Annotated in this window: 24 protein-coding genes and 3 pseudogenes; 15 read left to right on the forward strand and 12 right to left on the reverse strand. The window is 64.4% G+C overall.

What is annotated here, in order from left to right:
- Window positions 1-44: 44 nt before the first annotated feature.
- From DB708_RS22755 to DB708_RS22790, 8 genes are all read left to right on the forward strand, one after another.
- Window positions 45-854 carry an SDR family NAD(P)-dependent oxidoreductase gene (locus DB708_RS22755; protein WP_108925744.1) on the forward strand — a complete coding sequence of 270 codons (810 nt, stop codon included), beginning with the start codon at window positions 45-47 and terminating at the stop codon, window positions 852-854.
- A gap of 132 nt (window positions 855-986) precedes the next feature.
- Window positions 987-1652 (forward strand): TetR/AcrR family transcriptional regulator, encoded by a 666-nt coding sequence (locus DB708_RS22760; protein WP_108925745.1) that lies wholly within the window; start codon window positions 987-989, stop codon window positions 1650-1652.
- A gap of 11 nt (window positions 1653-1663) precedes the next feature.
- Window positions 1664-1858, forward strand: a complete 195-nt coding sequence (locus DB708_RS22765) for a ferredoxin (RefSeq protein WP_108925860.1) — start codon at window positions 1664-1666, stop codon at window positions 1856-1858.
- A gap of 1 nt (window position 1859) precedes the next feature.
- On the forward strand, window positions 1860-3104 hold the full coding sequence (locus DB708_RS22770; RefSeq protein WP_108925746.1) for a cytochrome P450: 1245 nt from the start codon (window positions 1860-1862) through the stop codon (window positions 3102-3104).
- A gap of 174 nt (window positions 3105-3278) precedes the next feature.
- Entirely contained in the window at window positions 3279-4340 is a 1062-nt protein-coding gene (locus tag DB708_RS22775; protein WP_201263601.1) for an amidohydrolase family protein, read from the forward strand.
- A complete protein-coding gene (locus DB708_RS22780) occupies window positions 4340-5584 on the forward strand; it encodes a M24 family metallopeptidase (RefSeq protein ID WP_108925748.1) in 1245 nt (414 codons plus the stop codon). The genes DB708_RS22775 and DB708_RS22780 overlap by 1 nt, the downstream gene beginning before the upstream one ends.
- Window positions 5574-6701 carry a M24 family metallopeptidase gene (locus tag DB708_RS22785; protein WP_108925749.1) on the forward strand — a complete coding sequence of 376 codons (1128 nt, stop codon included), beginning with the start codon at window positions 5574-5576 and terminating at the stop codon, window positions 6699-6701. Before DB708_RS22780 ends, DB708_RS22785 begins: the two co-directional genes overlap by 11 nt.
- A gap of 61 nt (window positions 6702-6762) precedes the next feature.
- Entirely contained in the window at window positions 6763-9186 is a 2424-nt protein-coding gene (locus DB708_RS22790; RefSeq protein WP_235616903.1) for a CaiB/BaiF CoA transferase family protein, read from the forward strand.
- A gap of 54 nt (window positions 9187-9240) precedes the next feature.
- On the opposite strand, the gene DB708_RS22795 is transcribed toward DB708_RS22790, so the two are convergent.
- On the reverse strand, window positions 9241-9801 hold the full coding sequence (locus DB708_RS22795; protein ID WP_235616904.1) for a cupin domain-containing protein: 561 nt from the start codon (window positions 9799-9801) through the stop codon (window positions 9241-9243).
- A gap of 70 nt (window positions 9802-9871) precedes the next feature.
- Window positions 9872-10711, reverse strand: a complete 840-nt coding sequence (locus tag DB708_RS22800; protein WP_108925751.1) for an SDR family NAD(P)-dependent oxidoreductase — start codon at window positions 10709-10711, stop codon at window positions 9872-9874.
- A gap of 116 nt (window positions 10712-10827) precedes the next feature.
- Here DB708_RS22800 and DB708_RS22805 point away from each other — a divergent pair.
- Both DB708_RS22805 and DB708_RS22810 read left to right on the forward strand, forming a co-directional pair.
- Window positions 10828-11313 (forward strand): annotated as a pseudogene (locus DB708_RS22805) (MarR family winged helix-turn-helix transcriptional regulator); the annotation flags it as partial.
- A 15-nt stretch (window positions 11314-11328) separates the two neighbouring features.
- Window positions 11329-11745: a DUF5313 domain-containing protein gene (locus DB708_RS22810; RefSeq protein ID WP_108925862.1), complete on the forward strand. Its 417-nt coding sequence runs from the start codon at window positions 11329-11331 to the stop codon at window positions 11743-11745.
- A gap of 3 nt (window positions 11746-11748) precedes the next feature.
- Here DB708_RS22810 and DB708_RS22815 read toward each other — a convergent pair whose 3' ends face one another.
- Both DB708_RS22815 and DB708_RS22820 read right to left on the reverse strand, forming a co-directional pair.
- On the reverse strand, window positions 11749-12588 hold the full coding sequence (locus DB708_RS22815) for a mycofactocin-coupled SDR family oxidoreductase (RefSeq protein WP_108925752.1): 840 nt from the start codon (window positions 12586-12588) through the stop codon (window positions 11749-11751).
- A gap of 270 nt (window positions 12589-12858) precedes the next feature.
- Window positions 12859-13509 carry a TetR/AcrR family transcriptional regulator gene (locus DB708_RS22820; protein WP_108925753.1) on the reverse strand — a complete coding sequence of 217 codons (651 nt, stop codon included), beginning with the start codon at window positions 13507-13509 and terminating at the stop codon, window positions 12859-12861.
- Between the two features lie 205 nt (window positions 13510-13714).
- Here DB708_RS22820 and DB708_RS28340 point away from each other — a divergent pair.
- Window positions 13715-14404 (forward strand): annotated as a pseudogene (locus DB708_RS28340) (acyl-CoA dehydrogenase family protein); the annotation flags it as partial.
- Between the two features lie 60 nt (window positions 14405-14464).
- Window positions 14465-14926: pseudogene (locus tag DB708_RS28345) on the forward strand (acyl-CoA dehydrogenase family protein); the annotation flags it as partial.
- Here the strand turns inward: DB708_RS28345 and DB708_RS22830 are convergent.
- From DB708_RS22830 to DB708_RS22865, 8 genes are read right to left on the reverse strand one after another with little or no spacing between them, the layout of a single operon-like run.
- Window positions 14923-15237, reverse strand: coding sequence for a DUF4190 domain-containing protein (locus tag DB708_RS22830; protein WP_108925755.1), 315 nt, complete (start codon window positions 15235-15237; stop codon window positions 14923-14925). The pseudogene DB708_RS28345 and the gene DB708_RS22830 overlap by 4 nt on opposite strands.
- A 35-nt stretch (window positions 15238-15272) precedes the next feature.
- Window positions 15273-16094 carry an acyl-CoA dehydrogenase family protein gene (locus DB708_RS22835; protein ID WP_108925756.1) on the reverse strand — a complete coding sequence of 274 codons (822 nt, stop codon included), beginning with the start codon at window positions 16092-16094 and terminating at the stop codon, window positions 15273-15275.
- 2 nt (window positions 16095-16096) lie between these two features.
- Window positions 16097-17203: an acyl-CoA dehydrogenase family protein gene (locus DB708_RS22840; protein ID WP_108925757.1), complete on the reverse strand. Its 1107-nt coding sequence runs from the start codon at window positions 17201-17203 to the stop codon at window positions 16097-16099.
- The gene (locus DB708_RS22845; protein WP_108925758.1) at window positions 17200-17634 is read right to left on the reverse strand and encodes a nuclear transport factor 2 family protein; all 435 of its coding nucleotides are present in this window, start codon (window positions 17632-17634) and stop codon (window positions 17200-17202) included. Before DB708_RS22845 ends, DB708_RS22840 begins: the two co-directional genes overlap by 4 nt.
- On the reverse strand, window positions 17612-18832 hold the full coding sequence (locus DB708_RS22850) for a metal-dependent hydrolase family protein (RefSeq protein WP_108925759.1): 1221 nt from the start codon (window positions 18830-18832) through the stop codon (window positions 17612-17614). The genes DB708_RS22845 and DB708_RS22850 overlap by 23 nt, the downstream gene beginning before the upstream one ends.
- Window positions 18833-18835: 3 nt before the next feature.
- Window positions 18836-19159, reverse strand: coding sequence for a hypothetical protein (locus tag DB708_RS22855; RefSeq protein ID WP_108925760.1), 324 nt, complete (start codon window positions 19157-19159; stop codon window positions 18836-18838).
- Window positions 19143-20420, reverse strand: coding sequence for an aromatic ring-hydroxylating oxygenase subunit alpha (locus DB708_RS22860; RefSeq protein ID WP_108925761.1), 1278 nt, complete (start codon window positions 20418-20420; stop codon window positions 19143-19145). Before DB708_RS22860 ends, DB708_RS22855 begins: the two co-directional genes overlap by 17 nt.
- A 17-nt stretch (window positions 20421-20437) precedes the next feature.
- Window positions 20438-20956: a carboxymuconolactone decarboxylase family protein gene (locus DB708_RS22865; protein ID WP_108925762.1), complete on the reverse strand. Its 519-nt coding sequence runs from the start codon at window positions 20954-20956 to the stop codon at window positions 20438-20440.
- A 419-nt stretch (window positions 20957-21375) separates the two neighbouring features.
- On the opposite strand from DB708_RS22865, the gene DB708_RS22870 reads away from it, so the two are divergent.
- The 3 genes from DB708_RS22870 (at window position 21376) to DB708_RS22880 (ending at window position 24722) form a co-directional block, all read left to right on the forward strand.
- Entirely contained in the window at window positions 21376-22674 is a 1299-nt protein-coding gene (locus DB708_RS22870) for an amidohydrolase family protein (RefSeq protein WP_108925763.1), read from the forward strand.
- Between the two features lie 72 nt (window positions 22675-22746).
- On the forward strand, window positions 22747-23913 hold the full coding sequence (locus tag DB708_RS22875; RefSeq protein ID WP_108925764.1) for an acyl-CoA dehydrogenase family protein: 1167 nt from the start codon (window positions 22747-22749) through the stop codon (window positions 23911-23913).
- On the forward strand, window positions 23910-24722 hold the full coding sequence (locus tag DB708_RS22880; RefSeq protein ID WP_108925765.1) for an enoyl-CoA hydratase/isomerase family protein: 813 nt from the start codon (window positions 23910-23912) through the stop codon (window positions 24720-24722). The genes DB708_RS22875 and DB708_RS22880 overlap by 4 nt, the downstream gene beginning before the upstream one ends.
- The last annotated feature ends 4 nt before the right edge of the window (window positions 24723-24726 follow it).

The following is a 24726-nucleotide window of genomic DNA, read 5'->3' on the forward strand; positions in this document are numbered from 1 at the left end:
TCAACTGCTTGACTTAAAGCTGTGGGCGCCGATTAACTCGTCGTGTGGTTAATGAATTGGACGGCAAGGTTGCCATCGTGACCGGCGGGGCGTCGGGCATCGGTCGCGGCCTCGTGGAGCGGTTTGTGGCCGAGGGCGCTCGGGTCGTGATCGCCGATGTCGACACCGACCGGGGTGCGGCTCTTGCCGCGAGCCTTGGCGTCAATGCTTTGTACCAGGCGACGGATGTCTCCGATCCCGACCAGGTGGGGGCGCTGGTGAGCACTGCCGTCGAGAAACTCGGCGGCTTGCACGTGATGGTGAACAACGCCGGGGTTTCTAGCGCCCTGCGGAAGTTGCTCGACGACGACCTCGCCGATTTCCACCGCATCATGGGCGTCAACGTGCTAGGCGTGATGGCGGGCACCCGAGATGCCGCGCGGCACATGGCCGAACACGGCGGGGGATCCATCATCAACATCACCTCGATCGGCGGCATCCAGGCCGGCGGCGGCGTGATGATCTATCGCGCGTCCAAGGCGGCGGTCATTCAGTTCACCAAGTCCGCGGCAATTGAGCTGGCGCGCCACGAGATTCGGGTCATTGCCATTGCACCGGGCAGCATTCCCACGCCGATTTTGGGCAAGTCGGCCGCCGGTTTGGACCCGGAGCAGCTGAAGGAATTCGAGGCGCGGATTCGCCAGGGCATGCGGGACGACCGTCCGCTGAAGCGCGACGGCACGCCCGATGACGTCGCCGAGGCGGCCCTGTACTTCGCCACCGACCGGTCGCGCTACGTCACCGGAACGGTGCTGCCGGTGGACGGCGGGACGGTCGCGGGCAAGGTCGTCCAGTCCAGGAAGCGCGAGGGATGACCGAACGGCTCGAGCGTGACGCTGCAGTCACGTTCGGCGTCCAGCGTGACTGCGGCGTCACGCTCGAGTCCGCGGTCAAAACATTTAAATCAAGCGCTTGACTTAAACGTGCCCACGGGGTTGACTGGGCCAATGACCGCGGCAGGCAGGGCTGTTCGTACCGAACGGGCCAGCTCCACCCAGGAGGCGATCCTGGTGGCGGCCGAACGCCTGTATGCCGAGCACGGCATGTTCGCGGTGTCGAACAGGCAGGTCAGCGAGGCCGCGGGGCAGGGCAACAACGCCGCGGTCGGCTATCACTTCGGTACCAAGGCCGACCTGGTGCGCGCCATCGAGGAGAAGCACCGCGGGCCCGTCGAGGAACTGCGCGAGCAGATGGTGACCGAGCTGGAGGCGTCGGGCGGGTCGGGCGAACTGCGAGCCTGGGTGGCCTGCTTGGTGCGCCCACTCACCGACCACCTGGACGACCTCGGCAACCCCACCTGGTACGCGCGCTTCGCCGCGCAGGCGATGACCGATCCGGCTTACTACAACATCGTCGTCAAGGGCGCGCTGAGCTCGCCGTCGCTGGTTCAGGTGGTCGATGGCTTCAACCGCTGCCTGCCCAACCTGCCGGCCGATGTGCACTTCGAACGCAACATCATGGCCCGAAACCTGTTGATGCACACCTGCGCCGACCGCGAACGTGCGCTTGCCGCGGGCTCTGCGATGGCCCAGCCCTCCTGGCGCGCAGCCGCGTTCGGCCTCATCGACGCGATCGTGGGCCTGTGGCTGGCGCCGGTAACTCCGTACAAGTGAAGAGCATGCAGATGAAAGTGACTGTCGACCAGAACATTTGCGCCTCCTCGGGCAATTGCGTGATGAATGCACCCGAGGTGTTCGACCAGCGTGACGAGGACGGTGTCGTCGAGCTGCTCACTGAGCAGCCGTCCGCCGACCAGACCGACGGGGTGCGCCAGGCCGCCGCGGCGTGCCCTGCGCAGGCCATCTACATCGAGGAATGAAATGTCAGATGCACTGACAAGCACGACCGCCGCGGCCGTTTCCGAGATTCCGGACTACCCGATGGCCCGCAACGAGAGCTGCCCGTTTGCCCCGCCCCCGGATGTCATGGCCCTGGCACAAGAGCGGCCACTGTCCCGGGTTCGCATCTGGGACGGCAGCACGCCGTGGCTCATCACGGGTTACGAGCAAGTGCGCGAGCTGTTTTCCGATTCCCGGGTCAGCGTCGATGACCGGGTGTCCGGCTTCCCGCACTGGAACGAAGGCATGTTGTCGACCGTGCACAAGCGGCCCCGATCGGTGTTCACCGCCGACGGCGACGAGCACACCCGCTATCGGCGGATGCTGTCGAAACCGTTCACCTTCCGGCGGGTGGAAGGCCTGCGGCCGACGATCCAGCAGATCACCGACGACCACATCGACACGATGCTGGCCGGCCCGCAGCCCGCGGATATCGTTGCCGGCATTGCGCTTCCGGTCCCATCCCTGGTGATCAGCCAGATGCTCGGCGTGCCCTACGAGGACGCCGAGATGTTCCAGCACCACGCCAATGTTGGCCTCGCGCGCTTCGCCGCTGCAGAGGACACCATGAAAGGTGCGATGAGCCTGCACAAGTACCTGGCTCAGTTGGTCGAAACAAAGATGGAGAACCCCGCCGAGGATGCGATCTCCGACCTGGCCGACCGCGTCAAGGCCGGCGAGCTCAGTGTCAAAGAAGCCGCGCAGCTCGGCACCGGATTGCTGATCGCCGGGCACGAGACCACCGCCAACATGATCGGTCTCGGAGTGCTTGCCCTACTGGAGAATCCCACTCAGCTCGCGGTGATCCGTGACGCCGAAGACCCGAAAGTCCTTGCCAGCGCGGTGGAGGAGTTGCTGCGCTACCTCAGCATCATCCAGAACGGTCAGCGTCGCGTCGCGGTCGACGACATCCACATCGCCGGCGAGACCATTCGTGCTGGCGAAGGCATCATCATCGACCTCGCCCCCGCCAACTGGGATGCCGACGCCTTCCCCGAGCCCGACCGGCTGTATGTGCACCGCGCCGGGGCCGACCGCAATGTCGCATTCGGTTACGGCCGTCACCAATGCGTGGGTCAGCAACTCGCGCGGGCGGAACTGCAGATCGTGTTCCAGACACTCGTGCGGCGCGTCCCGACCATGAAACTGGCCGTGCCGTTCGAAGACGTCCCCTTCAAACACGATCGACTCGCCTACGGCGTCTACGAACTCCCAATTACCTGGTGAGCGAAATCCATTGAACAGCCCGATGATCACTTCTGAAATGCCGATCCAAACGGAGGGTCAATAATGTCAACGCCGACAACCACCGCTTCGCTTTACCCGCCCGGAGGTTATGGCGCCCCGAAGGATCGCCGCGGTCACGCCGCAGACAGCGATGTCGGGCTGCCGCAGGGGACCGTGGTCTTCTCTGCCGATAACCATATTTCGCTGGCCGACGACATCTTCTACGAGCGCTTCCCGGAAGACCTGAAGGACAAGGCGCCGCGGATCTGGTACGAGGACGGTGCCTACCAAGTCGGCCGTAAGGGGCAATCGTTCCTGCCGGGCGACTTCAGCGCCGTGCTGATGCAGTACGACGACCTGCCCGGTGCCGCGAGCACCAACATCGAGGCCCGGATCCAAGAGCTTCGCGAGGACGGCGTCGAGAAGGAACTGGCCTTCCCCAACGCGATACTTGCGCTGTTTCATTACCCCGACAAGCAACTTCGCGAACTCGCGTTCCGCATCTACAACGAGTACATCGCCGAGCTGCAGGAACGCTCGAACGGCCACTTCTACGGAGCCGGCCTAATCAACTGGTGGGACCCGCAGGGCGCCAGGAAGACCCTGGAAGAGCTGAAATCCTTGGGGCTCAAGACCTTCCTGCTGCCGCTCAACCCGGGCAAGGATGACGACGGCAACGTGATCGACTACGGAAGCACCGCGATGAAGCCGGTGTGGGACGAGATCGAAGCCGCCGGCCTGCCCATCACGCACCACATCGGCGAGACGCCGCCGAAAACTCCATGCCAGTTCAACAGCGTGGTGGTCGGCATGATGATCAACGTCGACGGCTTCCGCGAGCAGTTCGCCAAGTACCTCTTCACCGGAATTCTCGACGACCATCCCAGCCTGCGCATCGGCTGGTTCGAAGGCGGGATCGCCTGGGTGCCTTGGGCTTTGCAAGATGCCGAGCACCTGGTCGCGTCCTACCAGCATATGTTCAACCGGCCGCTCGAGCACGATGTGCGCTACTACTGGGACACCCACATGAGCGCATCGTTCATGGTCGACCCGCTGGGTCTGCAACTGATCGACCAGATCGGGGTGGACAGGGTGATGTGGTCCAGCGACTATCCGCACAACGAAAGCACTTACGGCTATTCCGAGAAGTCGCTGAAAGCCGTTGTCGACGCCGTCGGTTCGGCGAACGCGAAGAAGATCGTCAGCGACAACATCACGAAGTTCTTGGGTCTGTAGTGACGACATTCGCGCGACTCGACACCAGCACCGGCAACGGCCTGGTGATTCCCGAAACGCCGGACCTCCCTCGCTTACGTCGCGAGACCGGGGCGCGGCTGCGGGCGGCCATGGCCGCCCGGGGCGTCGACGCGATGATCCTGCTGGGCAACAACGCCGTGGTCTACGCCACCGGTGCCAGCTGGCCCCTCGGCGACGCCGGCCTGTCGTACGTCGAGCGACCGGTGGCCGTGGTGGTCGCCAATGACGAGTGGCCACACCTGTTCCTGCCGTTCCGCGAGGGAGCGTCACAGGAGTCCGACTTGCCCGCCGATCACTTGCACGGGCCGGTCTATCTCGAATTCGAAGAAGGCGTAGCCAATTTCGCACGCACGATCGCCGGCCTGATTCCGCCCGCAGCGGTGATCGCGGTCGACGAGTGCACCGGTGCGATGTCTCGTGCCGCGAATCTGTTGTTCCCGGGCGGCGCTCCCGTCGATGCCGCGGCCATCGTCAGTGCGGCCAAGTCGGTCAAGACTCCGGATGAATTGTCGTGCATGCGCACCGCGATCCGGATCACCGACGAAGCCATGGTCGAAGTCCAGAAGCAGCTGGCCCCCGGAATCCGCCAGATCGATTTGTCGGCAAGCTTTTTGCGCCGCGCCTTCGAGTTGGGGGCAACGGCCAGCATGCTCGAACCGATCTGGCAGGTGATGCCGTCGAGCAAGGCCGAGGGCGTGTGGACCACGCACGGCGATCTGGCGCTACCACTGTTGACCACCGAGCGTGAGCTGGCCGAAGGTGACGTGCTGTGGACCGACGTCAGCATCACCTACCAGGGTTACTGCTCCGACTTCGGGCGCACCTGGATCGTCGGCCGTGACCCGTCGCCGCGTCAGCAGGCGCAATTCGACAAATGGTTCGAGATCATCAGCGCGGTGCTCGGTGTCGCCAAGGCCGGTGCCACCGCCGCAGATCTGGGCCGGGCCGCTATCTTGGCCAACGGCGGCACCAAGCCGTGGCTGCCGCACTTCTATCTGGGTCATGGCATCGGAGTCAACGCCGCCGAAATGCCGATGATCGGAACAGATCTCGGCCAGGACTTCGACGAGAGTTTCGTTCTGCAAGCCGGGATGGTGCTGGTCCTCGAGCCGGTGGTGTGGGAAGACGGAACCGGCGGCTATCGCAGCGAAGAGGTGCTGGTGATTACCGAGGAAGGCTGGATTCGTTTGACCAACTACCCCTATGACCCTTATGGGAACTGAAGTCCTGCCCGACGAGCGCACGCTGCGCTTGGGGCGTCGCCAGCGGGCGCTAGACCAAATGGCGGCACACGATCTCGATGTTCTGGTCCTCGGCCGGCAGGCCAACGTCCGTTACGTGACCGGGGCGCCGCAACTGTGGGTCGCCGGTACCCGGCCGTTCGGGCCGACCTGTGTGCTGGTGCGCGAGACCGGCGCCGTGCACCTCCTCAGCACCTGGGACGAGGGCGTTCCCGACGACATCCCGCACGAGAACCTTTACGGCATCTCGTGGAATCCGGTGAACACCATGGCGGCGCTGAGCCGCATCGACGGTGCGGTAGCCGCCCGGCGGGTCGGAACCGATGCGCTTTCACCGGTGATGGCTCAGCTGCTGCCAACAGCGTTTCCCAATGCACAACTGGTCGACGGGGAGCTGGCCATGCGGTCCGCTCGCCGGATCAAGACGGCCGAGGAGATCGCGGCGCTGCGGGAATCCGTCGCGGTGGCCGAAGCGGCTCTGGCGGCCGCGGTGTCCGAGTTGCGGCCCGGCGTACGCGAACCGGCGCTGGCCGGTGTCTTACTGGAGGCCTCGGCGGCCGGCGGCGTGAGCACCCCGTCGAATCAAGATGTGGCATGGGTGACTTCACGGACGCACCCCTGGCGACGTGCCGATGGTGACGGTCGTATCCAGGATGGCGATCTGGTGGCGTTCTCCGCCGGAGTCCTGGCGGGCGGCTATGTCGGTGAGGTCGGCCGGACCTGGCCGGCGGACCGCAGGCACGTCCCCAACGGCGCCGCGGCGCTGTACGGTCGCTGGGAGAGCCTGTGGGGCAAGCTGATCGCCGCCTGCCGCCCTGGTTCGGGAGCCGTCGAACTCCTTGCCGCCTACCAGGCAGCCGGAGAGCCGGAGCCGCCGATGCCGGTGGCCCGCGGCTTGGGCATGGGATTTGACCCGCCGGTGGTCTCCAACCACCTACCCGCAACCGCGGTGCGGGAACGTCTGGAGCCGGGGATGGTGCTCGCGGTGACGGGCTACGTGTGGGAAGAGGGAGTCGGCGCGGTGTTCGGCCGGGAAGCGGTCCTGATCACCGCTGACGGCTCCGAAGTGCTCACCGCGAGCCCGTTCTGGCAGCCCTGACCATGCCCGACCCCGTCCAGCCGGCGGCCGGCAGGGACGTCAAAGCGAAGAGAAAGAAATAGTGGCGCAGCACCACGTCGAGCCGCCACTGACCGGATACCGGGTGATCGATCTGTCCACCGGTATCGCGGGCGCGTACTGCACCAAGCTGCTCGCCGACGGCGGCGCCGATGTCATCAAAGTCGAATCACCAGAAGGTGATCCGCTGCGCGCGTGGTCGGCTTCGGGTGCCGCCATCCCGTCCGACAGTGACGGCGCCTTGTTCAGTTTCCTGTCCGGCGCAAAACACAGCGTGGTCGCCGATCCCAACGAGGATGCCGAACTCGTGAACCGTCTGCTCGCGTCGGCGGACGCGGTGGTCTGGTCTGTCGGTTCGAAAGTCACCGAGCACCAGGACTTTACGCCGCACGCCATCCGCGGCCGCCATCCTCATCTCACCGTCACCGCGATTACGCCGTTCGGGCTCGAGGGCCCCTGGCGCGACCGCGCCGCGACCGAGTTCACGCTGCAGGCGTGGTCGGGCGGAATTGTCGGGCTCGGCCGTGGCGAGCAGGAGCGGGCGCCCGTCTTCATCGGTGGCCAGGTCGGCGAGTATCTGGCCGGCGCCTACGCAAGCGTGGCCACCTTGACGTCTCGGTACCGCCGAATCGACGGCGGGACAGGCGAACTGCTGGATCTGTCGATGCTCGAAACCCAGATCCTGTGCCTAACGTATTACCCGGTCACCTACTTCGAACTGCTCGGGCGGCCATGGCGAGATGCCCGGCGGCCGACGGTGCCCGGAGTGGCTCAGGCGAAGGACGGCCTGGTGGATCTCGGGTGTGGAACTGCGCAGCAGTGGTTTGACTTGTGTGCGATGGTCGGTCACCCGGAGTGGATCGACGAGGAGTCGCCGCTGTCGATCACCGAACTGGCCAACATCTACGCCGACGAGATCTTCGCCTGGCTGGCCGCCACGCCGGTCGACGAAATCCGGGAACTGGCGACGGCGTTCCGGATTCCCAACGCGCCCGTCGCCAACGGTGCCAACGTGACGTCGTTCGATCAGTTCGCCGAGCGCGGTTTATTCGTCCGCAATCCGCGCTACGGCTTCCAGCAGCCGAGTCACCCCTATCGGATGCGGCCCGCGCAATTGCGCCAGCCACATCCGGCGCCGCGGTTGGGGGAGCACACCCAGCACTATCGCACCGCGAATCTGTCGCCGCGGCACGAACCGGACGGGGTTGCAAAAGCGTTGCCGTTCAGCGATCTTCGAGTGTTAGACATGACGACATTCTGGGCCGGCCCGTGCGGAACCCACTTTCTGGCCATGCTTGGTGCCGAGGTGATCCACGTCGAATCCACCCGTCGCCCGGATGGCACTCGGCTGATCGCCGGCATACCGGTCACCGAGGACCAGTGGTGGGAAAAGTCGCCCATCTTCGAGGCACTGAACACCAATAAGAAGGGCCTGACACTCGACCTGCAGAGTCCCCGCGGGCGGGAGCTGCTACTTCAGCTCATCGCAACGTGCGACGTGGTCGTGGAGAATTTCACGCCGCGGGTACTGGACCAGATGGGCCTGGATTTCGCTGCCATTCAAGCGATTCGGCCGGACGTGGTGATGGTGCGGATGCCCGGTTTCGGTCTCGAAGGGCCATGGCGCGACAACCCGGCATTCGCCTACGTCATCGAATCTGCGGCCGGCGTAACTTGGCTCACCGGCTATCCGGACCGCACACCGTATGACCCCTATTCGATCGGTGATCCGAACGCGGGTGTGCATGCGCTCAACGCGATACTGCTGGCGCTGGAACACCGTCGGCGCACCGGCGAGGGCGTGTTCGTCGAAGCCGCGATGGTCGATGCGGCACTGAGTATCTCCGCCGAACAGATCATCGAGTACTCGGCGTACGGGGCGCTGCTGGAGCGTGACGGTAACCGGGGACCAACGGCCGCGCCCCAGAATTTGTACCGCAGCGCCGACATCGACGAATTCGGCCGGCTCGACAGCTGGGTCGCCGTCGCCGTGGCAACCGACGAGCAGTGGCATAAGTTATGCCAGGCACTCGGATCACCTTCGTGGGCAACCAATCCCGATCTGTGCACCGAGGCCGGCCGGAGCACACAACACGATTTGATCGACGAACACCTCAGCGCCTGGTGCGCAAGCCGCAGCCGCGACGACATCGTAGCGGTCCTCTGGGAGGCCGGCGTGCCGGCGGCCAAAGTCCTGCAACCGCATCGGCAGACCGAGCTGGAGCAGTTGGCGTCTCGCGGCTTCTTCGAAGAAGTCGAGCATCCGGTGAGCGGCCGAGCCCGCCTGGGCACCATCCCGATGAGGTTCTCGGGCGGGCCGGAGCTGTTTCACGCCAATCCCGCACCCACCCTGGGGCAGCACAACCACGAGCTGCTGGCCGAATTAGGCCTGAGCCCCGCAGAGATCGCGGACCTTGAAGCTGACGGCGTGATCGGTAGCGCACCGGCGATGCGTACGGGGAGCTGACCGGCGATTCAGTAGTGCGTCAATCTGAATCAATGCCGCCGGCGCTTGGCGCCGTCAGCCAGAAAACACTGGCAGGTCAATTCCCGCCGCCGCATTCTCTTCCGCGCTGGCGAGTACGTACCCGTACTTCTCTGTAGTGGCGATGAAATGCCCGAGGCGCTCGGCCGTGACGGGAACGGGCTCGCCCGTCGCCGGTATGCCGACCTCTTTGAAGAAATTGCCCAGTCGCAAGGTGGTCACGACGAGATCCACTGCCGGCTCGTCCGACACATTGCGGTGCGCACGTAGCACTTCGCCAGGTATCCGCACGTAATCCCCTGCTTGGGCATCGTGCCACTCGAGTCCATGGTCGGTCTGGATCAGTACCTGCTGGGTACCGGAAAGGATGAGGAAGTCCTCGGCGTCGGGATGGCTGTGGATCGGCACGGTTGTGCCGGGCGGAATGACGCCGCGCATGACGCAGAACTGACCGTGCTCATCGTCGGACCAAGTTACGAACTCGACGCTGGGACCGAACACCTCGAACGTCTCTCTGGCGGTTCCTGCCGCAATTCGGTGCAGTAGTTCGCTGTTTGCCGATTGAGAATGCATGCCCGCCCCTTCCGGCGCGTTCACACGACGCAGCCGATACTTACTGAACGAGGCGCTGTGTTGACGAGTTCAAGGGCAATTTGGCCGAAGGGGGCTAGTGCTTCCACCCCTGGGCGGCCTGCTCGTCGAAGGCTTGGTCGATGCGTTCGAACCGGCGCTTGACCGAGGCCCGCGCCGCCTCGTGCGGCAGGATGTACAACCGATTGGCCGCAATCGCGTCCGCGGTCAGCCGCGCCACGTCGTCCACCGACACTGCCTCGTCCTGCGTCGGCGGGAGCGGGCCGAACCCCTCTGTCAGGTCGGGTGCTGAGGCGAGACCGTAATCCCCGCCGCGGATGCGTTCGGAGTTGGAGACCAGTTTGGTTTCCACGACCATCGGGCAGAGCACTGAGACGCCGATGCCGTTGTCCTTGACCTCGCGGGCCAACGTCTCGGCCAAGCCGACAACGCCATACTTGGCGACGCCGTACGCCCCGAGGCCGGCATTGGGCACCAGCCCGGCAAACGACGCGGTAAAGGCGATGTGTCCGCCCTTGCCCTGCTCGATCAACTTCGGCACGAACGCCTCGACGGCGTGGATTGAGCCCCACAAATCGATGTCGATCACCCAGCGCCAGTCCTCGTGCGTCATCGCCACGAGCGGGCCCGCGACAACGATGCCGGCGTTGCTGAAAACGATGTCGACCTGACCGAGCAGGCGGAACGCCTCGTCCGCGAGGTGAACCATCTCGTCGAGATTCCGCACGTCGCACTCCACACCGTAGGCTTCGACGCCCTCGCCATTCAGGTGTGCCACGGCACGCTCCAGCGTTGCCTTGTCGACGTCGGCCAGCATCACGCGGGCTCCGCGGCGGGCGAACTCGGTGGCGGTAGCGAAGCCGATTCCGCTTGCACCGCCGGTGATGACTGCCCCGCGCCCAACAAATCCGTCCATGGAATGCGAGAGTATTACTCTAGATCCGACGCCCTGACCGCGGTCCAACCCTGCGCCTCACCAATGTGAGAGAACCCATATTGATAGGACACGAACTATTAGGGCACGATGTAAGCGTGGCGAGGCTGACCGCACGTGAGATCGATCCGCTGGCACTCGAGCACCAGGTGTGCTTCGCGCTGGCGACGACCAACCGGGCGGTTTTGGCGGTGTACCGACCTCTACTGGAGCCGCTTGGCCTGACTCATCCGCAATATCTGGTGATGCTGGCGCTGTGGGATCACCGCAAGACTCCCGGGGCCGACCAGTCGCCGCTGTCGGTCAAGCAGATCGCGGCCGCGTTGCAGTTGGACTCGGCCACGCTCTCGCCGATGCTCAAACGCTTGGACGGACTTGGCCTGATCAACCGCGCCAAGAATGCCTCCGACGAGCGCAGCACCGACGTCATGCTCACCAAACGCGGAATTGCCTTGCGCGAGCGCGCACTTGAGATTCCACCCGCCGTCACCGCACGGCTGGGTGTCGAGCTGACTGAACTCGAGAACCTGCATCAGGTCCTGACCCGAATCAACGCCGCCGCCGTGGCGGCGGGCGCACTGCAATACTCAGGAGTCACCATGACCGCCGCGAAACCCAGTCTCTGGCAGCGCATCGGCTATGCCTACGGCCGGCGCCTACCCGACTCGATGCACAGCTGGGTCGCACACGACCTGGCCGGCGAGGGAGCCATCCGCCGGCACATGATCAGGTGGGCAATACCGCCCCTGTTCGTCCTCGCCCCGTTCTGGCTGCTACCCGCCTCGCTCTACGTGCACACCGAGATGACGGTACCGCTCTACGCCTGGGCGCTGGTGATAACCTTTGCGCTGAACAAGGTTTGGCGACGGCACCGACTGGCAGTCCATGGACTGGACCCGAACTTGGTCGATGTGATCAACCGCCAGAAACAGGCACGGATGCACGAGGACTACGCCCGCCGTTACGGGCCGCGGCCGGAAGAGGCCGAATGGCAGTCCAACAGCAGCCCGTTCTAGCGGCTACTTCAGGCAGCTGCCACCGTCGACGGGCAGCGTGACGCCGGTAATGTAACGCGCCTCGTCGGATGCCAGGAACAGCACCGCGTTGGCGATGTCCTCGGGCTCGACCCAGCCGATCGGCAGGGTGTGCATCAGCTGACCGACGACCTTCATGTCATCGGGTCCCGGGTTCTCCAGATCGGGACGGAACAGCTTCATGGTCCCCTCGTTCATGAACAGAGGGGTGTTGACGTTGGTCGGGTGCACGGAGTTGACGCGGATGTTCTGCGCGCCGAGTTCGACGGCGAAGGTGCGCATCAAGCCCACCACACCGTGCTTAGCGGCGACGTAGTGGCCGGTGTGCGGATATGCCTTGAGGCCGCCGACCGAGCTGGTGAGGATGATCGAGCCGCCGTTGCCGCCCGCGAGGATATGCGGCACACCGGCTTTCACGGTCTTCCATACGCCGGCGAGGTTGATGTCGATCATGGCGGTCCAGTCGGTCTCGCTGGTCTTGTCCAGCGTCTGGCCGCCGTTGCCGATGCCTGCGTTGGCGACGATGATGTCGAGCTTGCCGAGCTGCTCGACGCCGGTGTCCACAGCGGACTTGAGCGCGTCGTAGTCCCGGACGTCGACCTCGGCGGTGTAGATCCGACGGTTGTGTGCCTTCACCAGATCTGCGGTCTCGGCCAGATCCTCCGGCGTGGAGGCGGCGATGAGATCCACGGTGTCGATCTTCTTGCAGATGTCGACTGCGATGATGTCGGCGCCCTCCTGGGCCAACCGCACCGCATGTGCACGCCCCTGACCACGCGCCGCGCCGGTGACGAAAGCAACTTTGCCTTCAACACGTCCAGTCATCACTACCTCAATTCGTTGATCGCACCGGCACGTCTGCGCTCAGAACTGCCGCGCTCGCAGGAACCGCGTGCGCCCCGTTCCCAGGGGAGCGGGGCGGGTGCCGCCACTGAACTCTGTCATCACCCGGCAATAGGTGTCAACGGCGAATCCGTTTTGGCTATTTGTAATTCTAAATATTAGAGAATCATATTCTCATCAAGCAAATCGCGTGCGTTATTTGCTCAGGTCAGAGGGGCGAGGCGGGCCTCTCGGGGTCCGCGCTGGTGAGTGCTAGCCGACGAATCCGGCCGAGCAGAAATCCCATACCTCGTCGGCGGTGATCGGGTGGATCGTCGCGTCGTCGGGGCCGCCGCTGGACTGCGCGATGAACATGACCGTTTGCATTGCCATCGCGGCAATGCGGCGGGGATTGAGTCCGTCGCGCAACTTGCCGGCGTCGTAGGCGGCTTCCATGAGCTCGGTCAGCAACGCAAGCAGTGGTGCATGTGCGATCTTGACCTCGGCCGGGTGTGTTACCAGCAACCGCGGTGCAAAGTCGGTGAACAGCGGGCGCTTGGCTTCGGGGTCCGGTCGCGAGGCCTCGTACAACAGCTCGATGGCAACCTGGAGCCGCTCGAGCGGGTCGGAATGGCTTTCAGTCGCGGCCCGGATCTGGTCGGCCGAGCGGCTCAGCGCATCTTCGAACAACGCGAGCAGCAGTTCGTGCTTACCGTCAAACTGCAGGTAGAAGCTCCGCAGCGACTGGCGCGAGCGGTCCACGACCTCCTGGACGGTAAAGTCCGTGCTGCCCTTCTCGATGATGATCGCCTGGGCCGCATCGAGGAAGCGCTGAACGCGCTGTGCCGCACGCAGTTTCGCAGTCTTGATGGAACGCTCGACGGCGCGCTGCTTCCAGGCCGGCTCTTCGCTTGGATTGGTCACCGAGGACTCGGACGGTTGCCGCGAGGGGAGAACATGGTTGGACTCTACCGGAGAACGCCGTGACATCGGTGCGCTCGACCCCCTCATGGAACATATGTCGGAGATTGTAACTTCCTTGCCACGAGAATACTATTCTCCTACACGTGTGTATAGAAGCGGATTAGCAAGAGTGAACCGCGCCGTCGGCGGAAACCCGGATCTACCGATGCCCACGCGCTTAGCGAATATCTCAGGGAGTGCTGTGCAGCTGACCTTTGACTCCGATGTCGAGGAGTTCCGTGCGGAATTTGCGGCTTTCCTCGACGCGAATCCTCTCGACGCGGCGGTGACCGGCGAGCGGCCGCGGTCGAGTTCGGACATTCCGGAGTGGGCCCGCCGCTGGCAACGGCTGCTCTTCGACAACGGGTGGCTGCTGCCTAGCAACCCGCCGGAGTTCGGTGGGCGCAACGCCACGCTGTTGCAGCAATACGTGTACCTCGAGGAGTTGTCGCGACGGCGGATCTATCAGAGTTTCAATCCACAGGGCGTGGGCATCATCGCGGCCTCGCTGCTGTCATTCGGCACGCCGGAACAAAAGCAGCGCTGGGCGGTGCCGATTCTGCGCGCGGAGATGACCGCGTCGCTGGGTATGAGCGAGCCCGGAGCCGGTTCGGATCTAGCGTCGTTGAAAACCCGGGCGGTACTTGACGGCGACGACTTCGTCGTCAACGGACAGAAGGTGTGGACGTCGGGTGCCCATCACGCCGATGTGCTGCTGACATTCGTGCGCACCGGCCCGGACGCACCAAAACACAAGGGTATCAGCGCTTTACTGATTCCGACCGACACTCCCGGTGTGGTCTGTCGGCCGTTCGCCTCGGTGGGTGACATCGAGGATGTCGACTTCAACGAGGTCTTTTTCACCGATGCGCGGGTATCGGCCGAGAACTTGGTGGGGGAGCTCAACGCGGGTTGGCGCGTCGCCACCGGTTCGCTCGGTCACGAGCGCGCCATGCTCTGGCTGGATTACGCGGACATGCTGCACGCGATGACCGTCGAGTCCAGCCCATCGGGTTCCGTGCAGCGGGATCGCTACGCGACGCTGGTGATGGATTTTTACGCGATGCGGCTATTGGGGTCGGCGACTCTGGCCAAGGCCGCACGCGGTGAAGAGGACGTACCCGCCCAATCGGTGCTCAAGCTGCTGGGTTCAGAGGCGATGCAACGTGCCTGTGAGGACGCTCTGGGCGCCAAGGGGGGCGACGGCCTGGTATTGCGTGGGGTCACCGCCCCGTTCGCGCCACTCAACTTGGACAGCCACTACGGCAGCTGGTTCGACCGCTACACACGCACCTTCGCCGCGACCATCGCGGGAGGCACTTCCGAAGTTCAGCGCAACATCATTGCCGAGCGCGTCCTGGGGCTGCCCCGCGGTTAGCAGTTGGTGGTGGCGGGGTTGTCCAGGCACCGCTGCAGACGGCCCGGATCCTGGGAGTCCAGCCAGGAGTAGTAGCCGATGGCGATGAGCCCGGCCACGATCGCCACCGTCCCTAACACCATGCCGGCTATTGCGGCCCGGTGATTCGTCGCTTCACCGCGGCCGACCCGCCGCCGGGCGATGTCGCCCGTCAGCAGGGCCGCGATACCCAAGGGCACTCCGAGCAGCAGCCAGCAGGTGGCCACTGCCAACCCGCCCAGGATCACCGACGCGGCGCCGGCCTGATTTCGGGGTTCTACGGGGTAGCGCATGTGCGCCAATTCTAGGCAGTCCGCTTCCGCCGCTGCTACAGCTGCACCAGCCGTGGTGCAGATCCGTTGGCCCGCAACGCCGCTCCAGCCTGCCCGGTCAGTTCTCGTGCGCTGCCGAGCAGGCTGTCCAGAATCAGCGACCGTTTGACGTGGCAGTGCAACTGATGTTCGGCGGTGAACCCGATACCACCGAGCACCTGCTGGCAGTGACGCGCCGCGGTCAGTGCCGCCTGGCCGGCCGCCGCCTTGGCCAGCAAGCTGGCCAGGTCGTCCGGATCATCGGATGCCGTGCCGGCGGCGTGCAGGGTCGCCTCGGCGCCCTCGATCGTGACCAGCGTCTCGGCCAGTCGGTGCCGGATCGCCTGAAACGAGCTGATATGGCGGCCGAACTGGACACGATCCAGGGCGTGCTGGCGCGCTAGCGTCAGCATCGCGCGGCCGGCGCCGACCAGCCACCAGCCCAATGCCCGCCGCCCGGCGGCAAGTCCGGCCTGGGAAGCTGAATCCCCCTCTGCCACAGGATGTATCGGCAGCTGATCGTCTATCGCCGAACTTGGAGCGTCTTCACGTTTCCACACCACCCAGGAGCCGCCGGCGAACGGAAGCGGGGTGACACCGCCCGGTGTATTGCCGGCCGCACGCAGCACCACGTCGTTGAGCACTGGCGCGTGCGCACCGGTCTCGCCGAGTAGCCGAAACACCAGAGGGATTGCAAAATCCGGGATTTCGTCCAGCATGTCGTGCCAGCCGAGGTCGGTCAGCGCCGTATCGAGCTTGGCGCCGGAAGTCGTGCCCATCGCGGTGCGTATCGAGTCGGCCAGCAGTTGAAGTTCCTCGGAGTCTGTGGTCAGGTCCATGATCACTCCTTCCCGAGATCGAGAAGCCGGCGGGCGATGATGTTGCGCTGAATCTCGGCGGTGCCACCATAAATGGTCGACGCGCGCGAGTACAGGTACTCCGAGCGCCAGGGTGTGTCGTCAAGTTCGAGGTCGCCGGGCAGCAGGTCGCGGACGGTGTCGTACAACCGCTGTTCGGCCGAGGCCAGCAGCACCTTGTCGATCGAGGTATCGGGGCCCAGGCGTGCTCCGTCGCGCAGCCGATACTGCGTAGCGCGGGACCGACAGCGCAGCGTGTGCAGAGCGAGATACGCTGCGCCAAGCTCGTATTCGTCGTGGCCGCCGTGCCGGCTTCCACCGGAAACCTCCGCGATGAGCGCATCGAACCGGGAGTAGAGATAGGCGATCCGCTGCCAAAAACAGGTGGAGCGTTCGAAGGGGAGCAGGTCCATCGCGAGCCGCCAGCCGTCGCCCGGCTGGCCAAGCATCCGGCTCCCGGGGATCACCACATCGTCGTAGTACACCTCGCAGAACTCGTCGACGCCGTGCATCGTGCGCAGCGGGCGGACGGTGATGCCTGGGGTGTCGAGGTCTACGAAGAACGCGGTAATTCCGTCGTGGCCGGGTCCGGTGCGAGTGAGCAAGATACAGCGGGTGCAGAACTGGGCGAAGCTGGTCCAGGCCTTCTGCCCGTTGACTATCCAGTCATCGCCCTGCTGGGTGGCACGAGTGCTCAGCGACGCGAGGTCGCTGCCCGACCCCGGTTCGGAAAAGCCTTGGCACCATTGCTCCTCGCCGCGCAGCAGCCGCGGGACCATCTCCGCGGCGAGTTCTGCGGGGGCGTAATCGATCATCGTGGGTGTGAGCACCTCGAGCATGGAATACGGGCCGGGCTCGGCCAGTCGCCGGCCCACCACTTCTTCGCCGACGATCGCGCGCAGTAGCGCGGGGCCGCCCAAGCCGCCAACCTGGACAGGCCACCCGTAGCGCATCCAATCGGTGTCGTACAGCGCCCGGCTGACCCGCAGGAACTGCTGCATCTGGCCCTGCAGCGAGTGATCGGGTCCTGGCGTTAAGTCGTTCTCGTCGAGCCACTTACGCAGACCCGACCGGAACTCCTCGACGTTCACGGCGTGGGGCGGCCGATGGCGTGCGGACGCCCGGAGTCGTGCACGCCGCTGCGGCGAATGAACGTCATGGCGCGAGTTTTCAATCGCCATCCGTCCGCGGTCCGCGAGTAGGTGTCGCGGTAGTAGCCGATCCGCATGTCATGCGTGGAGCCGTCGATGAAGCACAACGGCTGAGTGCCGCTCGCCGAATCGCCGTCAATGTTGTCGACCAAGGCAGTCCCGGTGAGGAATAAGCCTTTTGGTGCGGCGGCCACCAGCTCCGGAAACCTGTCCAGGCGGTAGGTGGAGCCGAAGGCGCTGTAGGTTCCGTCGGGTGTGAACACGCCGATGAGCCCGTCGATGTCTTCCTGGGTGATGGTGACGGCGTAGCGGGCGAGCAGCTGCTGGATCTCGACCAGATCGTCAGTTCTACTCGGCTGAGGAGTTGACATAGACCTTGCCGCCTTTCATCACGAAGCTGACGTTGCGGGTAACGGTGATGTCTTCCAATGGGTTTCCCGGTACCGCGATAATATCGGCGAGCTGACCGGCCGCGAGCCGCCCCCGGTCGGTCGAGTTGATCAGTTCGGCCGCGGTAATGGTCGCCGCCCGCAGCACCGCCAGCGGCGGCATGCCCCAATCGACCAGGGTGACGAGTTCGTCCGCGTTGCGGCCATGCGGGATCGCCGGCGCGTCCGTGCCGACGGCGATCTTCACGCCGGCTTCATAGGCGGCCTTGATCGAGGTCTTCGCCTTGGGGAACATCTCGGCGGCCTTGTCCTGCAACTCCTTCGGAGCGCGGGACACATCCATCGCCTCGGCGAGCCTGCGGGTGGTCACCAGGAAGCGGTCGTTATCGACCAGCATCTGGATGGCCTCGTCGTCCATCAGGAAGCCGTGTTCGATGCAGTCGATCCCGCACGCGACCGCGTGCTTGACCGCTTCCGCTCCGTGCGTGTGCGCCGCGACGCGTAGGCCGCGACGGTGCGCCTCGTCGACGATTGCGCGCAGTTCCTCGTCTGAATAGTGTTGTGCGCCAGCCTCGCCGGTTAAGGACATCACGCCGCCGGAAACGCACACCTTGATCAATTGGGCGCCGTGCTTGATCTGGTATCGCACGGCTTTGCGGATCTCATCGATTCCGTTGGCGATGCCCTCTTCGACTGTGAGCTCGAGTGCGCCCGGCATGAACGCGGCGAACATCGTCGGATCCAGGTGCCCGCCGGTGGGCGTGATCGCGTGGCCGGCCGGGACCACCCGCGGCCCCTCGATCCACCCCGCGTCGATCGCCTTGCCCAGGGCGACGTCGAGCAGGTAGCCGCCGGTCTTCACGAATAGGCCCAGATTGCGCACGGTGGTGAAACCGGCGTGCAGCGTGCGTCTGGCATTGCCGACCGCGCGCAGCACCCGCGTCGGGGGGTCGTCCTGCACCTGGGACAGCCCGGGCGTCTCGCCGCGCCCGCCCATCAGGAGGTTGACCTCCATGTCCATCAAGCCGGGCAGCAGGATCGCGTCGCCGAGATCGATGATCTCGCCTTCGGGATCTGCGCCGACGCCGACGATCCGGTCTTCCTCGATCGCCACGTTGCCGGGCCGAATGATCTCACCGGAGTCGACGTCGAGCAGCCCGGCGGCCTTGAGCGTCAGCACCGCTTAGATCACCGGCTCCCGGAGCACCTCGACCCATGCCGCGCCGCTGTCGGGGACCCGCGGCTGCTTCCATGCTTCGATCGGGAACGACACCATGACTAACGATTGCATGATGTGCATCAAGGTCTTGGCGTCGTCCGGCAAGTCGTCTAGCGAGTATTTGTCGCAGTACTCGATGACCTCGGGCAGCAGCGGAAACGCGACGTCGTAGAAAGCCTGCATCTCGGGCATCGTCGAGGCCAGCCGCTTGGCGTAGCGCTCGGGCTCGGTGGCCAGATCCCAATCCAAATGGGGCTGCAGAGCCGCGAACTCAGACGGTAGCGACATTGCGCTGGTACTCCTTCACGTAGTCACCGGTCGTCTTGTGCAGATGACGGATCAAGATTTCCTGGTCGCACAGCAGGAACTCTTTGACGGCCCGGGTGCCGATCATGGTCTGGGTCGCTTCCAGCGTATTGGCGTCCTGCAGCGCGTACTCCTTGAACGTCACCGCGGCCAGTTCCTGCGCCAGGCGTTCCCGCGCATTGCGCGGTGGGACGAAATACAGCGACGACTCGAAGATGTGTTTGTCCACCGCGGTCGGCCAGTAGTGGTAGGTCAAGTACCAGCCCGGCTCCCAGATCAGCAGCATGAAGTTCGGGTAGAACAGCCACGAGTCGATGCCCCACTGCGGTACCCGCTTCACGTTGACGCCCGGTGGCAGTTCCAGCTTCTGGATGATCTCCGGCTTGTCCCACGGGCCGAACAGCCCGCTGCGCAACACCTGGTCCAACGGCTTGACCATGGACATGTCCGGCGGTGGTGCCTGACCACCCCAGGTCGACTGCAGGTTGTGCGGGCCGGCCACCTCGTAGTGCAGCGCTTCATAGCCGAACTTCTGGATCTTGGCGGCTTCTTCCTTGGTGTACTGCCCCTGGTGCAGGATCGGCGCGTGGTAGAACTCGACGAAGGCGTCGATGAACAATTTCCAGTTGCTGCCAACCTCGGCCCGGTAGGAGTAGGTCTCCGTCATCTCTCCGAACGGGTAGCCCTCGATGCTCTTGGCCAACGGCCCGAGGTAGTCGATCAACGGTGCCGCGTTGTCGTCGAAGTTGATGAAGATGAAGCCTTCCCACACCTCGCACCGGACGGATGCCAGGCCGAAGTTGCCCCTGTCGAGGTTGAAGAACTCTTCTTCCTGCTGGACGAAGGTCAGGTCACCGTCGAGGCTGTAGCGCCATGCGTGGTACTTACAGGTGAACTGCCGGCAGGTACCGGAAGTCTCCTCGTTGGGAAAGTCGTTCCACACCAACTTGTTTCCGCGGTGCCGGCAGACGTTGTGATACGCCTTGACTGATCCGTCCTTAGTCTTGGTGATGATTACCGATGTGCCCTTGCCGGCCGACGGCAGCTCTCTGGTGAAGTAGCTGCCGGTGCGGGGGAGTCGCTCGACCCGGCCGACGTTGAGCCAGGTCTTCTTGAAGACCGCCTCACGTTCGGCTTCGAAGAATGCCGGATCGATCGAGTCGGTGTAGTCAACCGGCGCGGTCCCCAACTCGGGGTAATTTTCTGTCCAGCTGCCGGCGGCTGGCTTCGGGAAGTGCGGCAACGTTCTTGCTCCTCTTGTCAGTGCTGTTCGGCGTGCTCGAGCTGAATGCCGAAAGTGTTGAACGCCATGGCCAGCAGGGTGTAGCAACCGACCGTGAAGACGAAGTCCATGCGCTGCTGGTCGTTGAGGCGCTCGCCGAGTGCTGCCCAGGTCTGGTCGGACATCTCGGATTTCTCGTCGAGTTCGTCGACCGCGGTGATCACCGCGCGGTCGAATGCGTCCGCTGCCTCGCCTCGCTGGACTGCGGCGATCTGGTCGTCGGTGATTCCCTCGTCCTTGGCCATGCTGACGTGGTGCGACCACTCGTAGGCGCATTCGCGGCGATGCGCCACCCGCAGAATGGCCAGCTCGCGGATGCGTGGCGGCAGCGTGGACGTCATCAATAGGTGGACGTTGAACCGGAGAAACGCCTTGGCCAGCGCGGGGTGGTGGGCGAGAGTGGACAGCGCATTGTTGGTGTCCGCGCCACGCATTGCCGAGAGTGCCTGCTGGGTAGCCTCGTCCCACTGGTCAGCCGGCAGCGGCTCCAAGCGCATCGACGGTGTCCTCTCGGCGAAAGAGAATCAGATTCTCATTTACAACCAACAGACTTGCACGATTCGCTCGGCTGGTCAATGCCAGCGGGTAATGATCCGCAGCCTGGCCGACTCGCGCGCCGCTTGGCGCCTGTCGGCCGACTGTCCGGGTGAGCTCACCTACCCACGATGTAACAAATTTTTGGTTTCTCCTCGGGTCGGATGCCCAGTGCTGGCATTTTCGTGATCGCGTAGTTGCACGTGAGAGCGCGATCCGCGCCAAGATGGGGTATACCGGAACAGTGTCCGGTTTTGCCCGGGCGGCTCTGTGGATGTTGATTCTCAAATGGCGAGAAGATAGTTTTCAGAGGTAGCGGGGCGAGACGACAGCCAACGCCCTGGGTGCAGACTGCAAGTGGACCCGATGGAGAGGGAAGCTCATGAACAAAGAAGACATGATCCTGATCAGCGTCGACGACCACACTGTCGAACCACCCGACATGTTCAAGAACAACCTGCCGAAGAAGTACCAGGACGACGCGCCTCGGCTGGTGCACAACGACGACGGCTCGGACATGTGGAAGTTCCGCGACACCGTCATTCCGAACGTGGCCCTGAACGCGGTCGCCGGCCGGCCGAAGGAGGAGTACGGCATCGAGCCGACGGGGCTCGACGAGATCCGGCCGGGTTGCTACAACGTCGACGAGCGGGTCAAGGACATGAACGCCGGCGGCATCCTGGCCTCGATCTGCTTCCCGTCGTTCCCGGGCTTCGCCGGGCGACTGTTCGCCACCGACGACCACGATTTCTCGGTCGCGCTGGTGCAGGCCTACAACGACTGGCACATCGACGAATGGTGCGGCGCTTACCCCGCGCGCTTCATCCCGATGGCGATTCCGGTGATCTGGGATGCCGAGGCGTGTGCCGCCGAGGTGCGGCGGGTTTCCAAGAAGGGCGTGCACGCGCTGACCTTCACCGAGAACCCCGCCGCGATGGGCTACCCGAGCTTCCACGACGAGTACTGGGCGCCACTGTGGAAAGCCTTGTGCGACACCGACACCGTGATGAACGTGCACATCGGATCCTCGGGCCGGCTGGCGATCACCGCGCCGGACGCGCCGATGGACGTGATGATCACGCTGCAGCCGATGAACATCGTGCAGGCCGCCGCGGACCTGCTGTGGTCGCGGCCGATCAAGGAGTACCCGGACCTCAAGGTCGCGCTGTCCGAAGGCGGAACCGGCTGGATCCCCTACTTCCTGGAGCGCGCCGACCGCACCTACGAGATGCACTCCACCTGGACGCACCAGGACTTCAAGGGGAAGCTGCCCAGCGAGGTCTTCCGCGACCACTTCCTGACCTGCTTCATCAGCGACAAGGTCGGTGTGGCGCTGCGCAACATGATCGGCATCGACAACATCTGCTGGGAGGCCGACTACCCGCACAGCGACTCGATGTGGCCGGGCGCGCCGGAAGAGCTGTGGGAAGTGTTGTCGCTGAACAACGTTCCGGACGACGAGATCAACAAGATGACCTACGAGAACGCCATGCGCTGGTACTCGTTCGACCCGTTCAGCCACATCTCGCGCGAGCAGGCCACCGTCGGCGCGCTGCGCAAGGCCGCCGAGGGCCACGACGTGTCCATCAAGGCGGCGGGCCACGACAAGGACAGCCGAGGCGGCTCGTCCTTCGCGGATTTCGCGGCCAACGCGAAAGCCCTTACCGGCAACAAGGACTGAGGCACCACCGCAACGCTTTGCGCGCCGGTGCGTTAACTGACTTAAGGAGATCTGGCAGTGCCCGGCGATGGAATGAATTTTGAGCTGACCGATGACCAGGAGCTGATCCGCAGGTCGGTCGCCGAGCTGGCACGAAAGTTCGACGACCAGTACTGGATGGAAAAGGACCTGGCGCACGAGTTTCCGACCGAGTTCTATGACGCCATCGCTCAGGGCGGCTGGCTCGGTATGACCATTCCCACCGAGTACGGCGGGCATGGCCTCGGAATCACCGAAGCGACACTGCTGCTCGAGGAGGTCGCCAAGGCCGGCGGTGCGATGAACGCGGCCAGTGCGATTCACCTGTCGATCTTCGGGATGCAGCCGGTCGTGGTGCACGGCTCCGACGAACTCAAGGCGCGTACCTTGCCCACGGTCGCCAACGGTGAGGTGCACATCTGCTTCGGAGTCACCGAACCCGGTGCCGGGCTTGATACTTCGCGGATCACCACATTCGCCAAGCGCGACGGAGACCGCTACATCGTCAATGGCCGCAAGGTGTGGATCTCCAAGGCGATGGAGTCCGACAAGATCCTGCTGCTCACCCGCACCAAGAGTTACGACGAGGTCACCAAGAAGACCGACGGAATGACGCTGTTCCTCACCGACCTCGATCGCAGCCGGGTCGATGTCCGCCCGATCCGCAAGATGGGCCGTAATGCCGTCAGCTCCAACGAGTTGTTCATCGACAATCTAGAAGTGCCGGTTGAGGACCGAGTTGGTGAGGAGGGCAAGGGATTTCAGTACATCCTCGACGGCCTGAATCCCGAACGGATGCTGATCGCGGCCGAGGCGCTCGGTATCGGCCGGGTGGCGCTGGAAAAAGCGGTGAAGTACGGCAACGAGCGCGAGGTCTTCGGCCGGCCGATCGGCATGAACCAGGGCCTGCAGTTCCCCCTCGCGGATTCGTTGGCCCGACTCGACGCCGCGGAGCTGATGTTGCGTAAAGCCACCTGGCTCTACGACAACGGCAAACCCTGTGGCCGCGAGGCGAATACCGCCAAGTACCTGTGTGCCGATGCCGGCTTCACCGCCGCGGACCGGGCATTGCAAACTCATGGCGGCATGGGCTACGCGGAGGAGTACCACATCACGCGTTACTTCCGTGAGGCCCGGCTGATGAAGATCGCGCCGGTCAGCCAGGAGATGATTCTGAACTTCCTGGGATCCAACGTCCTGAAACTGCCGAGGAGCTATTGACCACGCCCGAAGACCCCGTGCTGCTGTCCGATGACAGCGACGGGGTACGCACGCTGACCCTCAATCGGCCGCGGCGCAAAAACGCCATCAGTCCGGCGCTGTGGATCGCGTTGCGCGACGCGCTGTACGATGCCGGTCGCGACCGCAGCGTGCGGGCGCTGGTGATCACCGGTGCGGGCGGGGCTTTCTGCTCCGGCGCCGACATTGGGATTCCGGACGACATTCATCCGAAATACAAGTTGGCCCGGCTGACCGATGTGGCACTGGCGTTGCACGAACTTCCGATCCCGACGGTGGCCAAGGTGACGGGCGTCGCGGTCGGCGCTGGATGGAACCTGGCGCTGGGCTGCGACCTGGTGGTCGCGACGCCGGAATCGACGTTCTCCCAGATCTTTTCCAAACGCGGTCTGTCGATCGATCTCGGCGGTTCCTGGCTGTTGCCGAAACTTGTTGGCCTGCAACAGGCTAAGCGACTTGCGCTGCTGGCCGATACCATCGACGCCGCGGAGGCATTGGCACTGAACCTGGTCACCTGGGTGGTGCCCGCCGCGGAGATCGACGCCTTCGTCAAGGATCTGGCCGACCGGCTCGCGGCTGGTCCACCCGTCGCGCTGGCCCAGACCAAGGCGCTGCTGAACGAAGGTGCCGACCGCACCCTGCGCGACGCGCTGGCCAACGAGGCGCGGGCCCAGATCGGTAACTTTGCGACAGCGGACGCGGCCGCCGCCTATGCCGCCTTCAGCGAGCGACGGGAGCCGTCGTTTACTGGCCGGTGGGCGCTATCAAAATCTGACGAGGATTCGGAGTAGGGAT

This window comes from Mycobacterium montefiorense (genome assembly GCF_003112775.1).
Lineage (GTDB): Bacteria > Actinomycetota > Actinomycetes > Mycobacteriales > Mycobacteriaceae > Mycobacterium > Mycobacterium montefiorense.

Bases quoted from the DNA above. Each gene is read 5' to 3' on its own strand.
- DB708_RS22760 (WP_108925745.1), top strand. From the start codon at position 987: ATGACCGCGGCAGGCAGGGCTGTTCGTACCGAACGGGCCAGCTCCACC.
- DB708_RS22765 (WP_108925860.1), top strand. From the start codon at position 1,664: ATGAAAGTGACTGTCGACCAGAACATTTGCGCCTCCTCGGGCAATTGC.
- DB708_RS22770 (WP_108925746.1), top strand. From the start codon at position 1,860: ATGTCAGATGCACTGACAAGCACGACCGCCGCGGCCGTTTCCGAGATT.
- DB708_RS22785 (WP_108925749.1), top strand. From the start codon at position 5,574: ATGGGAACTGAAGTCCTGCCCGACGAGCGCACGCTGCGCTTGGGGCGT.
- DB708_RS22800 (WP_108925751.1), bottom strand. From the start codon at position 10,711: ATGGACGGATTTGTTGGGCGCGGGGCAGTCATCACCGGCGGTGCAAGC.
- DB708_RS22810 (WP_108925862.1), top strand. From the start codon at position 11,329: ATGACCGCCGCGAAACCCAGTCTCTGGCAGCGCATCGGCTATGCCTAC.
- DB708_RS22815 (WP_108925752.1), bottom strand. From the start codon at position 12,588: ATGACTGGACGTGTTGAAGGCAAAGTTGCTTTCGTCACCGGCGCGGCG.
- DB708_RS22830 (WP_108925755.1), bottom strand. From the start codon at position 15,237: ATGCGCTACCCCGTAGAACCCCGAAATCAGGCCGGCGCCGCGTCGGTG.
- DB708_RS22835 (WP_108925756.1), bottom strand. From the start codon at position 16,094: ATGGACCTGACCACAGACTCCGAGGAACTTCAACTGCTGGCCGACTCG.
- DB708_RS22845 (WP_108925758.1), bottom strand. From the start codon at position 17,634: ATGTCAACTCCTCAGCCGAGTAGAACTGACGATCTGGTCGAGATCCAG.
- DB708_RS22855 (WP_108925760.1), bottom strand. From the start codon at position 19,159: ATGTCGCTACCGTCTGAGTTCGCGGCTCTGCAGCCCCATTTGGATTGG.
- DB708_RS22865 (WP_108925762.1), bottom strand. From the start codon at position 20,956: ATGCGCTTGGAGCCGCTGCCGGCTGACCAGTGGGACGAGGCTACCCAG.
- DB708_RS22870 (WP_108925763.1), top strand. From the start codon at position 21,376: ATGAACAAAGAAGACATGATCCTGATCAGCGTCGACGACCACACTGTC.
- DB708_RS22875 (WP_108925764.1), top strand. From the start codon at position 22,747: ATGAATTTTGAGCTGACCGATGACCAGGAGCTGATCCGCAGGTCGGTC.